Below are 14067 nucleotides of genomic sequence, written 5' to 3'. Positions count from 1 at the left end.
TAAATATTTCATTCCAAAGTAATCATTTAAAACGAATAAGATATAGTATATAGTAGATAAGTGCATTGAGATATTACTATATTAATAAATGAAATGTATCGGTTATAGATAGAAAGGGAAATTTAATCATATGAAAAAACAAAATCGATTTGCCACTTATCGAAAATTAGTGGAACAGAACAAAAGAGAGTTAACAGAAGAAGAATTGAAACAAATTGATCAGAAAATCGAAAAGCGCCTTATGGACCGCCAAATAGTTCAAAGCAAATAATCATTATATACATGAGGAAACAGCTATTACGATTAGAGCTTCGTCACAAGACGGGGCTCTTTATTTTTTAAAAAATCAAGAAAAAAACCAGTCGAGGGCCCCTTCAGAGCCAAAATAATTGTAAACAGACGAACAATATGTTAGAAATAGAACAGGAATCATTGATTCCCATTGAAAAGGAGTTGTACATACATGAATAAAACAGACTTAGTGAATCAGGTAGCAGAAAAAAGCGAGTTATCTAAGAAAGATGCAGCTAAAGCGGTTGACGCGTTACTCCATACCATTTCTGAATCATTGTCAAAAGGTGATAAGATCCAAGTCCTCGGATTCGGAAATTTCGAAGTACGTGAGCGTTCAGCAAGAAAAGGACGCAATCCGCAAACTGGTGAAGAAATTGAAATTGCAGCATCTAAAGTGCCTGCTTTTTCTCCGGGTAAAGCATTGAAAGATCTTGTAAAACAGTCTTGATTTCAAAAGGGGGGGCCTTTAATAAAAAGGTGCCCCCTTATTTTTTGAATCCCAACCAGGTTTCCTTGGTGGTTATGAATGAGATGTCCTCCATTTTTTAAGACTCCCCTTGCATTTGCCTCGTAAAGTGTAACAAAAACGAGGTACTCAAGCTTCCTACCCAATGGAGGAAATAAATCTCTTTTAGCAGAAAGAGGCGTAAAAATCTAAATCGAATGTACAAAAACATTGGCTTTATGCCAGTGCTTTTTTTCAGTTTTTTGTTTGATCTACTCAGCCAACCAAATTGATAAAATATCACCTTAAAACGCAAATGAAAAAAATTTTAATACTTTATACTTGAAATATGAATTATTTTTTCGTACAATGAAAATGCTTTCAAATATAATTGTAACTTAGTAGAGTGTTTAGGAGGATTTTTAATGGACGCGTATCTTTTAATTATTACGCTAATAGCAATCATAATTGTTATATTAGGCGTGTCATTGTTTAAATGGCATGCATTTATCAGTTTAACCGTCGCTAGCTTGTTCCTTGCTATATTTTCCGGAATGTCCTGGGACAAAATTGTAACCGGATACGAAACGGGCGTTGGTGGGGCTCTTGGCCACTTAGTGGGTATCTTGGCTTTGGGTACCATTTTAGGTAAAATGCTCGCAGAATCTGGCGGAGGCCTGTCCATTGCGAGGTTCTTTGTCAGAATCTCTGGAGAAAAAATGCTGCCATGGGCAATGTTCTTTGCAGGTTTTATTATTGGAATACCGGTATTTTTTGAGGTTGGTATCTTGATCTTGCTGCCTCTTGTTATTTCTATTCACAAAGCATCAAATAAAAATCTTTTGTTAATTGCATTACCAGCGATTGCCGGCTTATCAATTGTGCACGGCATTATTCCTCCGCATCCTGGTGCGATTGCGGCTATCAGTATCTATAAAGCAAACATGGGAAAAGTACTTCTCTATGGGTTAATTGTCGCTATTCCATCCGGACTTATTGCAGGACCGCTGTTTGCAAAATTAATTTCTAAACGAGTGGTTCCTCAAAATGCACCAAAATTTATTGAAGTGGAAGAAAAAGACCCTAAGTCACTGCCAGGTGTCGGCCTATCTTTCTTTATTGTTTTACTGCCAGTTGTCCTTTTATTGTTAGGAACGTTTGCAAAATACTTAACCTCGAATGTCAGTGCTCAGAATGTACTAGCATTCATAGGAAGTCCGCTGGTTGCATTATTAATCTCTGTATTCATTGCTTATATTCTGCTTGGACTCCGTCAGGGTATGAATCGCGATGCGATTAAGAAATTCACGGATGAAAGTATCCTGCCTGTTGGTTCGATTATCATCATCATCGGAGCTGGCGGCGGATTTAAACAAATCCTGATTGATAGTGGCGTAGCAAATGTTATAGGCGGAATGGCTCACCATTTCTCATTATCACCACTTATTCTAGCTTATGTCATTGCTGTCCTGATTCGTGTTGCGACAGGTTCTGCAACCGTTGCCTTAACAACAGCTGCAGGCATTGTGGCACCGATTGTGGCCCATATGACAGGCGTGAATCTTGAATTGCTGGTTATTGCAACTGGGGCAGGCTCACTTTTTGCCTCACATGTTAATGACGCAGGCTTCTGGATGGTCAAAGAATACCTTGGCCTTTCCTTAAAAGAAACATTTAAGACATGGACCGTATTAGAATCCATCTTATCGGTTGTAGCATTCGCGATTGTATTAGTTTTAAATGCATTTGTATAATACAACTCTGTGCGAGCTAACTGTAAAGGTTATAGCTTTCTAGTACAAAACAGTACACTAATCGAGTAGGAGGATTGAGCCTCAACCTCTTCCACCTTAGCTCCATTTAGTGAAGTATTTAATCATAACTCTTATATCGGCATTTTAACCCTCGTTGACTCAAGTAAGAGTTGACGAGGGTTTTATCTTTATATTGGAGGGTATTCGCCTGAACACAGTATCCTCATCATTTTGTTTATAACGATTTGGTATTTTATCATCAAGATGTTATTTCTAATGCATGATTAGTTTAACTACAATTACCATCTGTTGCTTCAGACTAAAGTGTGATCTGCCGAATTTGATTAAAATACCTATGTAGCCCGTAAAAAAGGGCTTTTTTGACGAGAAGTTTTATTGACAAGTGAATCTATTCTGTAATACTATATACTAGTAGTCAGTGATACTAAATATCTGTAACACAAAACACCCATGTTACAGAGTACTGAATAAAATGAAATACAAATGGAGGAAGAAAGTTGGAAAATATCACAGAAATGCTGAAAGGGGTGCTTGAACATATTAGTCGGTAACCCCTAAAGCTCCTTGTAATGTCATAGGTTCGCTTGTTAAACGGGATCATGGTCCCAACCAGCCTGAAACATGTTTAAACAAGTAGGGGGTGAACAGTTTAGCTGACGGAATCGAGTCCCACGGGTGCGACGTTCTACCCCGACTACCGTAATAATAAGACCATAAGCAAAAAGGTCAACCAGAAAAATCTGGCTAACCTTATATTACGAACAGGTGCAAGAGTTTAAGATGCAGCTGCCATTTTTGGCGGCTTTCTTCTTGTGCTAACGGAGCAGTTTGGTGAAAGAGTCCAGATTAATCTTTGTTCAGTAATTGGTCCATATTGTTTAGGATAAAGGTAAAATAAAGTTACTTATAGAAATAGTTATTTATCCAATTTTAGGGAGGGATAAATAATGAAAATGAAATTTAAAGTTTATGATAATGCTCATGACTTTGAGAAAAAGATAGAGCCGATTTTATCGGAAAAGGAAGATGTATTCAGTCTTTTTTGGGGTGTACTGCAGGCAATTAAAGCTGGCAATTATGAGAATCCATTTATGGCGACAATTGAGGAGGATGGAAGAGTATTAGCTCTTTTCCAAATGACACCCCCGCATCCGTTAAATCTCATTTTTGTCGATGAAATCCGTTTAGAAGAAATAATGGATTTATTTATAAAAAAAATGATCGAACTTGAAATTAACTTTCGTTCAATCATCAGTTTGAAACCGTGGGCATACAAAGTCGCTAAGAAATGGGAAATAAAAACTGGTAGAACTCATCAACTACTTATGGAACAGGGATTGTATCGATTAAATAATGTAAATGAAACGCTTGAACACAGTCCTGGTACTTGGCGCTATGCAGAAGAAAGTGATTCTTCACTTATCGAGAAGTGGTTCAACTTATTTGAAAGTGATACTGGAATGCCGATTTCGTCAATCGAACACGTAAAAAAACGTGTTGCAATGTTTTTAAAGGAACGAGAGGTTTTTCTTTGGGAGGATAAAGGAAAGATAGTATCTATGATGAAGAAGTCACGCCCGACAAAGAACGGTGTAACCGTTAGTTTGGTTTTCACACCAAAGGAAGAGCGTAAAAAGGGATATGCTCGGACGCTTGTTACGGCGGTTTCAAGAGAACTACTCAAAGACTTCGACTTTTGCGTACTATACACAGATATGATGAATCCTACATCGAATAAGATTTATAGGGAAATTGGCTATGAAAGGATTGCAGATTCTGTTCATCTTGATTTTGATAAAGACGAATGATTTTGTTTCAATAACTATTCATATTTAAAGCGGATCTTCAATTATCTGGCGTTTTTCTTTAATAATAAGGTGTCTTTCTGTAATGAGTCAGATTCCAGAAAAATACATTTATAGGATTGGATTTTATTAAAGCATTGGTATCAATGCCTTCATTTCTTCATCGGTACTTCAAATCTCTAGGTAATTTGTTCGGAGGATTTGCTTTTCGGACACTTGCTGATTTGGAAAAGGAATAAATCGGTCTGGATATCACAAATAAAAAGTAGTGACTGCCTTTTTGGCAGTTTTTTTTATAATATAAAGTTTGTGAACAAATGTACTTAAACGATAGGGTGCAAGAGCTGAAGATCAATTAAATTGTGAGGTGAGAAAATCGGATGGGAGAGAAAAACTATGAGACAAGGCATTTATTTATGGCAATTGGTATATGTATTCTTATTTTTTCACCTATATTACTGGTATTTGTTCCTCAAAGCGTCTCAAATACCGTTCATTTTACCAAAAACCTTTGGTATGTTTTCACTCCAAGAATGAATTTTGTGGTTTACGCCGTAGAGTTTCTTTTATTATTTGTTTCGACTATGCTCCTGTTTCTATTAGACATTAAGAAAATCTCAATTATTTTAAGTTTAATTTCTGCTTCGTTAGCTGTAGGTTGCTTTTTTGTAGATTCGCAATCTCATGAATCCCTCACAGAAGATTTCATATCGTATAGCCCACTTTTCTCATTAAAAGATTACACTTATCCTTGGAATAAAGTTAAATCTATTATGTTAAATGGATATAAAAGGGAAGGATTTTCTGAATACAAGTTTGTGTTTACAGATGGAAATAGTATGAATCTTAGATATGATAACTATTTTAAAGTAATAGAGCCACAATTGGATAATAAATTGCAAGAAATGAAATTAGGAATAAAGGTTGCTCATAAAACGTAATTGATAAATGTTTGTATTAGTTAGTATATGGACTGTAAATCTATTAGAGAATTGAATTTTTATTGGGAAAATGCAGGTGGATTATGATGAAATCTACAATATCAATTTTTTCCGTTTCACTTTTCCCAGTACAAGACCCAAACATCCATTAAATTTTTAAGTAAAGTATCATCTGGGGAGTGTGATAGGATTGATATTTTATGAAATTACATGTATTTGTTGTAAAAAATATTTCGGGTCTATCAAGGATCTAGAAAATATAACCAATATAAGAAAAATCAAAAAGGGATTTTTTGTTGTGATGACTGTAATCATAAAATAAAAATGGAAGCTATCAAGCACTTTTTCAAATAGGATACGAGGAAAAAGAGCCTGCATGGCTCATACTTACTGCACAATAAGAATTGTAGAAAGATCACCATAAAATACTATGGCAAAATTAAATGGCATTGTATCGTAAAAAAGGGATACATCTCAGAAAGCTGCTTAATGAAAAAATGTCTACTTTTAATAGACAGGGCTTTAAGTTGAATTTTTTCAACCCATTAACTTCTTATTATAAAATATAACCATTGACTATTGAGGGAAGCATAGTCATTACATAAATTTTATTCGTATATTTAATTTATGCAATTAAGAAAAGCCCTAGGAGGGGTAGAAATGTCACGTGTTCTATTTATTAATGCTGGTTCAGAAGGACATATCAATCCAACGATTGGCGTTGTGCAAGAGCTTATTGCACGCGGCGAAGAGGTCGTGTACTTTACGACTGAAAGTTTTCGAGAGTGCATCGAGAAGACTGGCGCTATTGTACGAACAGTGGACGGTGAAAAATTTATAAAAGCCTTTATCTCAGGTGGGAGAAATTATTTACTAGAAAGAGTTAACGGTCTTTTACTTACGGCTGATATTGTCATACCTAGCGTGCTGGAACAGATAGATGGAGAACATTTTGAATATATCATCCATGATTCCATGTTTGGTTGTGGAAATTTACTTGCCCAAATCCTTAACCTGCCGGCAATCAATTCTTGTACATCTTTTGCACAGACAGAAGAAGCATTTAACAAAATGCTGGATCGGGTTTCTCAAAACATTCCTTTAGAGTTCGTTAAAGAAATAAACGATGAATATAAAAGATTGATCACTATGGTCAAAGAAAAATATAATGTCGAGATTCACTCTCCTTACGAGGTTTTTTGTAATCCTGCACCTCTTACAATCGTGTATACAACCAAGGAATTTCAACCTTTTGGAGAGATATTTAATCAAAGCTACAAATTCATTGGTCCTTCTATAGCCTCACGATTCATCCAACACAACGTTGACCTTACAGAAATAAAAGGAAAAAGAACGATTTATATTTCACTTGGTACTGTATTTAATCAAGCCATTGATTTTTATAAACTTTGTTTTAAAGCATTTAAAAATAGCGATTACACGGTAGTTATATCGATTGGGAAGCAAACCTCACCCATTGATTTAGGAGAGATTCCTCAAAACTTCATTGTTAAGCAATATGTTCCACAAACCGAAGTACTAAAATATACTAAATTATTTATTACCCATGGCGGAATGAATAGTACCAATGAGGGTCTCTATTACGGTGTACCGCTAATTGTCATCCCTCAAAGTGCTGATCAGCCGATTGTAGCCAGGCAAGTTACCAGTATTGGTGCAGGTATTCAGCTAAAAATGGAAGACTTGACTGCCAATCAGCTGTGTGAAGCCGCAGATCATGTGCTAAGCGATCTATCATTCCAAAAAGCTGTTTCAGCTATTAAGGAATCGATTCAACATTCCTGTGGATATCGCCAAGCTGTTAAGGAAATTTTTACATTTAAACATGGTTATACTGTATAAATATAAGAATTACTTCTTCGTGCTTGCGGCATTCCTGTTTTAGCTTACAAAAAACTTTTATCATTTTCTAGATGGTGCAATTGTACTTAAAGTACCGGGTGAGTTCTATATAACAATACATAAAAAAATACTCAAAATTAATCGAATTATAAACATTTAGGTTAATTTGAATTTTCAAAATAATATAAGTTGTGATATGATGAAATTATTATGATTGAACGGAGGTGAAAAAGAATGAATTTAGTAGCTGTGAATGTACGTGAAAAAACATTGGATTTCCTAAATTTTACACGTGCAATTGTTCATGATTTTGCATTCAACGGGACAGGTCTGTCCATATTTAGTCAAAATCAAACAAATCACAGCTGATTAACCATTCTTTTTCACATAGTTTTGGAAAAGACTGCTTGTTAATCGAGCAGTCTTTTTTTGTGCAAAAAATGACTTTCAGCTGATTATTTTGGAGGAAAGCATGATGTATATAAAGACAGAATCAATTAAGAAGATGATCGGAGGTAATATTATCTTTGAACAATTAACAATGGAATTACAGCAAGGAGAAATCGTTGGACTCATAGGCCGGAATGGTTGCGGGAAAACGACACTTCTTCAATTATTATCAGAAAAAGAAACAGTCGATCTAGGAAGAATCGTAAAGAAAAAAGGCATCTCCATCGGGCACCTGCATCAAATACCAATGTACCCAGCCACCTATACAGGTATCGATGTTTTATATGAAGCTTTCAATCAAGTCTTATCCATCCAACAAGAACTGAAATTATACGAACAACAGCTAACGGAAGCGAAAGGCGAAAAGCTGGAAGAAGCATTACAGAGGTATGGGGAACTACAAGAACATTTTATGCAACTAGGTGGCTATGAAATAGATGCCAAAGTACAAAAAGTCATTCAAGGACTAAACTTAAATGGATTTGTGCATACATTGTTTACCGATTTAAGTGGAGGAGAGCAAACAAAACTAATGCTTGGCCAAATATTGCTCAGGGAACCTGATGTCCTTTTATTAGATGAACCAACGAATCACTTAGACATGCACGCAATTGAGTGGCTTGAGGAATACATCGAATCATTTTCTGGCGCAGCGTTGATTGTATCGCATGATCGCCACTTTTTAAATGTTGTAGCAAATCGGATTATCGAGTTAGAAGACGAAGAATTAACACAGTACGTCGGTAACTATGATGATTACGTTTCAGAAAAAGAAGCACGCCTATTACTAGAGTTCCAGCAATACGAAGAACAACAAAAGAAAATTAAAAAGATGAAGGAAGCAATTAAGCGACTAAAACAATGGGCAAATGAAGCAAATCCGCCAAGTGACAGTCTTCATCGCCGAGCTAAAAATATGGAAAAAGCACTAGCACGTATAGAATTAGTTCGAAAACCTATCGTTTCAAAAAAAATGAGCTTAGCATTTGATACAGCTACACGAAGTGGCAAAGAAGTCGTTGTATTAGATAATATGTCAAAGCGATTCAATCAACCATTACTAAAGCATGTTTCACTGACGATACGCTGGCAAGATCGCCTAGCGATTGTAGGTGCGAATGGTACAGGTAAATCAACTTTAATGGAAATAATGATGGGTAAAATCCAGCCAGACGAGGGAGTTTGTCGTCTTGGCAGTAATGTGAAAGTAGGCTATATATCGCAAAAATTTACGTATGACAATTCGAGGATTCGAGTAGTGGACGCATTTCGTGAAAGTGTGTCTATGTCAGAAGGAGAAGCACGAAACATTTTAGCAAACTTTTTATTCTATGGTTATGACGTATTTAAAAAGGTAAGTGATTTAAGTGGTGGTGAAAAAATGCGCCTTCGCTTAGCGCAATTGATGCACGAAGAAGTAAATGTATTACTACTAGATGAACCAACAAACCATCTGGACATTGATTCGAAGGAAGTATTAGAAGAAACGCTTCAGCAATTTGAAGGGACCATTATTGCAATTTCGCATGATCGATACTTTTTAAATAAATTATTTTCGAAAATTGCCTGGATAGAACAACAACAAGTTCAACTGTATGAAGGGAACTACGATTGGGCGTTAACGAGGAGAAAAACGTCTATTACAGAGATAGCACCTAGCGTAAAACAAAAGCCTATACAAAAAGTATGTTCGAGAGTTGAATCGAGAGATTTTGAAAAAGAGATTGCCTCGCTTGAAAATAAGCTTATATGTATTCAAACACAAATTGATGAGGAAACACATTGGTCGAAGTATGAAATGCTTTTACAGGAACAACAGCACTTACAATCAGATTTAGAAAACTGTTATGAAGAATGGCTACAATATCAGGAAGATAGTGAAATGTGAGATAAGAGTTAGAACAAATTGTCGTATTAGTTTGTGAGTATATCCAAACTTTACGAGAATAAAACGATATTAGTAAAGCGTTTTATTTATAATGAGCATCACTGAGATACTAGGCTGCGAATATGTATGATGATAATAATGAGTACTTTACGATCATCATACATATTTTTCACCACCATTCACTCCCAATTGAAGTTGAAGTTGAAGTCAACCGAAACGACAAAAAAAAGTGCAGACCAACAAAAATGTATGGATACGATGAGTGAAAATAATGCCTTGTTATTTTGACTGAATTATGGGAAAATACAAAACTGGAGGGGATAAAATGTTCAGTAAAAAAGCAAAAATTTTTATGGGAACCATTTTAACAGGCACCGTCTTAGGGATGGGAGCGGCGTATTCGACCTCTTTAGAACCAGCACATGCCGATCAAATGAAAACAGAATATACAGCTAATACCTATCAGCAGGATGCGGTAAAAAAACTGAAATTGATTTACAAAGATGCTTTTAAAGGACATATGCCTTTTGCGGCATCAGGATTTATCCTAAATAAAAGCACCCAAAAGGATGTTCACAAAGCATTTGGTGCTCCTATGAGTGTGAGCGGCGGATTCGATATATACCACGCAGAAATGGGGAATCCAGGCTTTGCTTTTTCTTACAACAAAAATAAAACGATAGCTCAAATCCGCTACTTCGGCACAAATGTAGAGCGTAAGGATAATCTTGGTTCTATTACTCCCAAAGTGTTAGGAAAAGTCATTGGCAGCGCAGATCACATACGAAACGTGAAAGGCACGAATGAAATTAACTATGTATATGATACAGGAAAATACCAGTTGGAGTTTATTGTACGAAAAGATCAAACGGTAGATCATATAAATTTAAAATAAGGCAGCAGACACCCTATGTGATAAAGGCACTCTTTAAAAAACTAAAAGTGTGCCTTTTAGTTTGTAGAATTTTTGCAGCTGAATTTCAAGAGGAATTTATAAAAGAACCGACTATTTTAAAGACTCAAGATGCATATTCTATCCAGATTGACCCGATATCTGAAAGCACAAGATATCGGCTTATATAATTTTCCATAAAGAAAGTAGCTTCTTTATGCCTTTCATTGAAACCAAAGATCATACGCGACTGTTTTATAAGGACTGGGGCGGAGATAAGCCTGTTGTTTTCATTTCTTCCCTTTATCTGAGTTCAGATATGTGGGAGTACCAATTGCCCTACTTGGCTTCTCAAGGATTGCGATGTATCGCCTATGACCGACGTGGTCACCGTAGGTCTGATAGCCCATGGGATGAATATGATTACACTACACTCGCCGACGATCTCGCCGAATTGATTGAGCATCTAAACCTTCGCGAAGTTACCCTTGTGGGCCATTCAATGGGAGGTGGTGAGGTAGTCCGTTATCTCTCGCGCCACGGTACTGACCGCGTCGCCAAAATTGCACTTCTCTCCACGAGTGCGCCGTTTCCAATGAAGACAGAAGACAACCCTATTGGAATTGAAAAGAGTGTTTTCAATGAAGGATTGAATAGTATAATTAAAGACCGGCCAAAATGGCTTGCGGACAACGCTTTGCCTTTCTTCGGTGTCGGACTGCATGGAGTTTCCATTTCACCGGAGTTCACGCAATGGATGATTCAATTATGCCTTCAGTGTTCTCCGAAAGCTGTGATTGAATGTAATCATACAATTTTTACAACCGACCTCCGAGAAGAAATGCGTCAAATCACTGTACCAGCCTTAATTATTCATGGTGATCATGACCAATCAGCACCGAGTGCGGAAGAAGGTGCGCGGAACTTTTACCAAACAATCAGTTCATCGTGTACGAAGGTGCAGCACACGGTCTGTTCGTTACGCATGCGGATCGCCTTAATGAGGATCTGTTTGCGTTCATTAAGCAATCGGAAAGAAAGACGGTAACACCTAGCTAATTTCCTGAAAATAGAACCACTTTATAATTAAGATGTTAAGGCTCATCCACCATGTACTTTAAAATTTATTATTTTTTAATGGGGATAGCAGCATACTTATTCAGCTAGCAAACATTACACCCAAAAAGAAAAAAAACACTATACCTTTTGTCATATCTTGAAAAGGATAGTGTTTTTTTGTATAGAATGAACTTACATTCTACTGTCAAGCATTAAAACAATATGTGCCTCCATAAACTTTCTAACTGTTGGCCAGTAAAGTAGGCCTTATTTAAAAAACAAGCAAGACAACACCAAAGATATAACAGCATTGTGTGTGGTTAAGTCATAAAGCAGCGAGTACATCCCCGGCACAGTGAAGTAGTTGTCTAAAATCATAGCAATGATACTCTAGCAAGTGATTATTTTATGCTCTTTTTACCCTTCTTCTATAGAACACTATTATTAAAGGAATTAGGATCAATGGAATAATCACCCACAAAAACTCCGTAAAGAGGGTATGATAATTTTGCCAAAAAATATCTACATATCGTCCAAATACAATATAAACGACTATCCATAATAAGGAACCGACCGCATTATAAAGGGAATATATCCAAAAGCTCATACGATTTATGCCCGCTAAATATGCGGTAATAATTCGTACACCAGAAATAAATTTACCGAATAAAACGACTTGTACGCGATATTTATTAAACTTTTTGTCAGCAACCTCGAATTTTTTATCGGTAATCCCTACATAATTAATCAAGCGCAAAATAACAGAACGTCCAAAAAAACGGCCGGTTGTATAGGAAATCGTTGAACCGATGATGTTTCCTGCCAAAGAGGCTATGATTAAAGGAGCGAAAGAAAAAACCCCCTGTTTCCATTCAATCCCCAATAAAGTCAGCATGGTGTCCCCCGGAAAAGGGAACCCCACCATTTCAAGTGAAAATGCAATAAAAACCCCCGGATATCCATACTGCTGTAATAAATGCTGTAAGTGCATATATCATTCTCCTGAGTGTATTTTTAACATTATTTCTAAGAAGTCACCTATGTATAATAGACAATCGATAGGACATTTTTGTTCAATATAAAGCCAAAATCTAGAAGCAAAAAAACTAACTTGAAGAAATATGTTTTTGCGCTTTTGCCGAAAAAAGATGAATGAATCTTATTCCAATTCATAATAGAGGTAATAATTACTAGTTATACTATAACTCTATTCTCTTAAATTCGAGATTTTAATATTGTTAAATGGAGGAAGAAATGACTACCTATGCACCTACTATTGCTGCTACCAATCAGGTTTTGTACAAAGATTTTGTACTGGCTGCCTTTGAAAGCTCACTCGCGATGATTGAGTTTAATCCTGAGGGAATGGTACTCTGGGCAAATGAAAACTTTGCAAGGACAATGGAACATAGGGTATCGGAAATGCCCGGTTTACATCATAAGTAATTTTGTACGTCAGACTATGTAAATAGTACAGCGTACATTGAATTATGGAGAAACTTAAGAAGAGGGATTAGTTTTCAAGAAAAAATACAGATGTCACAAAGTCAGGAAAGCTGATATGGTTAGAAGCCACTTATACACCGGTGTATGATAAAGCAGGAAAAGTAATGGCTGTTATTAAAATAGCAACCGATATTACGCTAAGAGAAAATAACACTTTTAAGATAGCAACAACATTACAAGATATGGCTGAGGAGCTGCTTAAACGAGCTGACAAAGGAAGTAAAAAAAATGAAGAAATAATGGCAGCTACCGAAAACCTGGTAATAGAGTCTAAAGAAAATATTGAAATCCTCCATTCACTGGAAGAACAAGCACATTCCATTAATGACATTGCAAATACAATAAAAGAGATATCCATGCAAACCAATTTATTGGCTTTAAATGCAGCGATTGAAGCTGCAAGGGCAGGCGAACATGGAAGAGGATTCAATGTTGTAGCAACTGAAGTACGTAAACTGGCAAACCGTGCTCAGGAATCCATACAAGAAGTAAATGCCCGTATCGAAGGAATTTCACATGAAATAAAAAAAATGAGTGTTGTAACACTTCGATTCCAAACAGGCATTTTAAACAACCAATCACTTAGCGAAGATGCTCAAAAAGAATTCTCTGAAATAGAGAGTGCAGCCCGACAGCTTGATTCCCAGGCAAAGGCGTTTAGAGAAATCCTTTAAACACACTATAAAAGAGGGCATTTTTGAAAATTGGGGAAATCTTAGGGAGGATCCTTTCGTTCGTTTTAAAATGTCTGTTTGCAGCACTGAAGACATCACTTTAAAACACTGTATGTAGTGGAAGCAGAGCTAAAAAAATCGGCAGGATGTATATAAATATATAAACACAATTAATGTGTGTGGTACATAACTGCTTGTTGAAATAGGCATTCAACAAGCAGTATGGCATTAAGCATTAGTATTAAAAGGAGGCTTCAAACTTTCTTTTTTTATCTTCGTTTTGATGATCTCTCCATTTATACAAAAGCTATGCAGCCTTACGTGCTTTTTCTCTGCTGGTAATGATGTATAACAAAGAAATATGTGAAGAGGGATGGTCCTATCTATGACAGAATCAGGGGAATGTCTCCATTATTATCCGATCGGTAAGTGGCTGTACCCTATAATTATTCGTAAGTTATTTAAAAGTTTTAAT

At 36.2% G+C, this 14067-nt stretch carries 13 protein-coding genes; 12 read left to right on the top strand and 1 reads right to left on the bottom strand.

Going from position 1 to position 14067, the window contains the following annotated elements:
- Window positions 1–130 precede the first annotated feature (130 nt).
- The 10 genes from A5N88_RS25345 to A5N88_RS23220 all read left to right on the top strand — a co-directional run bounded on the left by A5N88_RS25345 (window position 131) and on the right by A5N88_RS23220 (window position 11401).
- On the top strand, window positions 131–271 hold the full coding sequence (locus tag A5N88_RS25345; protein ID WP_157090828.1) for a hypothetical protein: 141 nt from the start codon (window positions 131–133) through the stop codon (window positions 269–271).
- A 192-nt stretch (window positions 272–463) separates the two neighbouring features.
- Window positions 464–742, top strand: coding sequence for an HU family DNA-binding protein (locus tag A5N88_RS23255; protein WP_066271297.1), 279 nt, complete (start codon window positions 464–466; stop codon window positions 740–742).
- Between the two features lie 422 nt (window positions 743–1164).
- Window positions 1165–2493 carry a GntT/GntP/DsdX family permease gene (locus A5N88_RS23250; protein WP_066271296.1) on the top strand — a complete coding sequence of 443 codons (1329 nt, stop codon included), beginning with the start codon at window positions 1165–1167 and terminating at the stop codon, window positions 2491–2493.
- A gap of 968 nt (window positions 2494–3461) precedes the next feature.
- Entirely contained in the window at window positions 3462–4322 is an 861-nt protein-coding gene (locus tag A5N88_RS23245) for a GNAT family N-acetyltransferase (protein ID WP_083953360.1), read from the top strand.
- Window positions 4323–4699: 377 nt separating this feature from the next.
- Window positions 4700–5260: a hypothetical protein gene (locus A5N88_RS23240; RefSeq protein WP_066271294.1), complete on the top strand. Its 561-nt coding sequence runs from the start codon at window positions 4700–4702 to the stop codon at window positions 5258–5260.
- A gap of 660 nt (window positions 5261–5920) precedes the next feature.
- On the top strand, window positions 5921–7123 hold the full coding sequence (locus tag A5N88_RS23235) for a macrolide family glycosyltransferase (protein ID WP_066271292.1): 1203 nt from the start codon (window positions 5921–5923) through the stop codon (window positions 7121–7123).
- A gap of 234 nt (window positions 7124–7357) precedes the next feature.
- Entirely contained in the window at window positions 7358–7492 is a 135-nt protein-coding gene (locus A5N88_RS26250; protein WP_260525581.1) for an RAxF-45 family protein, read from the top strand.
- A gap of 103 nt (window positions 7493–7595) precedes the next feature.
- The gene (gene abc-f / locus A5N88_RS23230; protein ID WP_232317656.1) at window positions 7596–9461 is read left to right on the top strand and encodes a ribosomal protection-like ABC-F family protein; all 1866 of its coding nucleotides are present in this window, start codon (window positions 7596–7598) and stop codon (window positions 9459–9461) included.
- A gap of 325 nt (window positions 9462–9786) precedes the next feature.
- Complete coding sequence (locus A5N88_RS23225) at window positions 9787–10356, top strand: YjgB family protein (protein ID WP_066271287.1); 570 nt, start codon at window positions 9787–9789, stop codon at window positions 10354–10356.
- 214 nt (window positions 10357–10570) lie between these two features.
- Window positions 10571–11401 carry an alpha/beta fold hydrolase gene (locus A5N88_RS23220; protein ID WP_198160383.1) on the top strand — a complete coding sequence of 277 codons (831 nt, stop codon included), beginning with the start codon at window positions 10571–10573 and terminating at the stop codon, window positions 11399–11401.
- A 417-nt stretch (window positions 11402–11818) separates the two neighbouring features.
- On the opposite strand, the gene A5N88_RS23215 is transcribed toward A5N88_RS23220, so the two are convergent.
- Window positions 11819–12403 (bottom strand): DedA family protein, encoded by a 585-nt coding sequence (locus tag A5N88_RS23215; RefSeq protein ID WP_066271285.1) that lies wholly within the window; start codon window positions 12401–12403, stop codon window positions 11819–11821.
- A gap of 263 nt (window positions 12404–12666) precedes the next feature.
- Between A5N88_RS23215 and A5N88_RS26010 the strand changes: the two genes are divergently transcribed.
- Window positions 12667–12858, top strand: a complete 192-nt coding sequence (locus A5N88_RS26010; RefSeq protein WP_157090827.1) for a hypothetical protein — start codon at window positions 12667–12669, stop codon at window positions 12856–12858.
- Between the two features lie 164 nt (window positions 12859–13022).
- Window positions 13023–13592: a methyl-accepting chemotaxis protein gene (locus A5N88_RS26000; RefSeq protein WP_157090826.1), complete on the top strand. Its 570-nt coding sequence runs from the start codon at window positions 13023–13025 to the stop codon at window positions 13590–13592.
- Window positions 13593–14067: the final 475 nt, after the last annotated feature.

Origin of the sequence: Heyndrickxia acidicola (assembly GCF_001636425.1) — a bacterium.
Taxonomy (GTDB): domain Bacteria; phylum Bacillota; class Bacilli; order Bacillales; family Bacillaceae_C; genus Bacillus_AE; species Bacillus_AE acidicola.
The sequence above is the reverse complement of the archived record's forward strand: the minus strand, read 5'-3'. Positions and strand labels throughout refer to the sequence as shown.

Excerpts from the sequence above, each read along its gene's own strand:
- A5N88_RS26250 (WP_260525581.1), top strand. The coding sequence starts at position 7,358 with ATGAATTTAGTAGCTGTGAATGTACGTGAAAAAACATTGGATTTCCTA.
- A5N88_RS23250 (WP_066271296.1), top strand. The coding sequence starts at position 1,165 with ATGGACGCGTATCTTTTAATTATTACGCTAATAGCAATCATAATTGTT.
- A5N88_RS23215 (WP_066271285.1), bottom strand. The coding sequence starts at position 12,403 with ATGCACTTACAGCATTTATTACAGCAGTATGGATATCCGGGGGTTTTT.
- A5N88_RS23255 (WP_066271297.1), top strand. The coding sequence starts at position 464 with ATGAATAAAACAGACTTAGTGAATCAGGTAGCAGAAAAAAGCGAGTTA.
- A5N88_RS23225 (WP_066271287.1), top strand. The coding sequence starts at position 9,787 with ATGTTCAGTAAAAAAGCAAAAATTTTTATGGGAACCATTTTAACAGGC.
- A5N88_RS26000 (WP_157090826.1), top strand. The coding sequence starts at position 13,023 with ATGGCTGTTATTAAAATAGCAACCGATATTACGCTAAGAGAAAATAAC.
- A5N88_RS25345 (WP_157090828.1), top strand. The coding sequence starts at position 131 with ATGAAAAAACAAAATCGATTTGCCACTTATCGAAAATTAGTGGAACAG.
- A5N88_RS26010 (WP_157090827.1), top strand. The coding sequence starts at position 12,667 with ATGACTACCTATGCACCTACTATTGCTGCTACCAATCAGGTTTTGTAC.
- abc-f (WP_232317656.1), top strand. The coding sequence starts at position 7,596 with ATGATGTATATAAAGACAGAATCAATTAAGAAGATGATCGGAGGTAAT.
- A5N88_RS23245 (WP_083953360.1), top strand. The coding sequence starts at position 3,462 with ATGAAAATGAAATTTAAAGTTTATGATAATGCTCATGACTTTGAGAAA.
- A5N88_RS23220 (WP_198160383.1), top strand. The coding sequence starts at position 10,571 with ATGCCTTTCATTGAAACCAAAGATCATACGCGACTGTTTTATAAGGAC.
- A5N88_RS23235 (WP_066271292.1), top strand. The coding sequence starts at position 5,921 with ATGTCACGTGTTCTATTTATTAATGCTGGTTCAGAAGGACATATCAAT.
- A5N88_RS23240 (WP_066271294.1), top strand. The coding sequence starts at position 4,700 with ATGGGAGAGAAAAACTATGAGACAAGGCATTTATTTATGGCAATTGGT.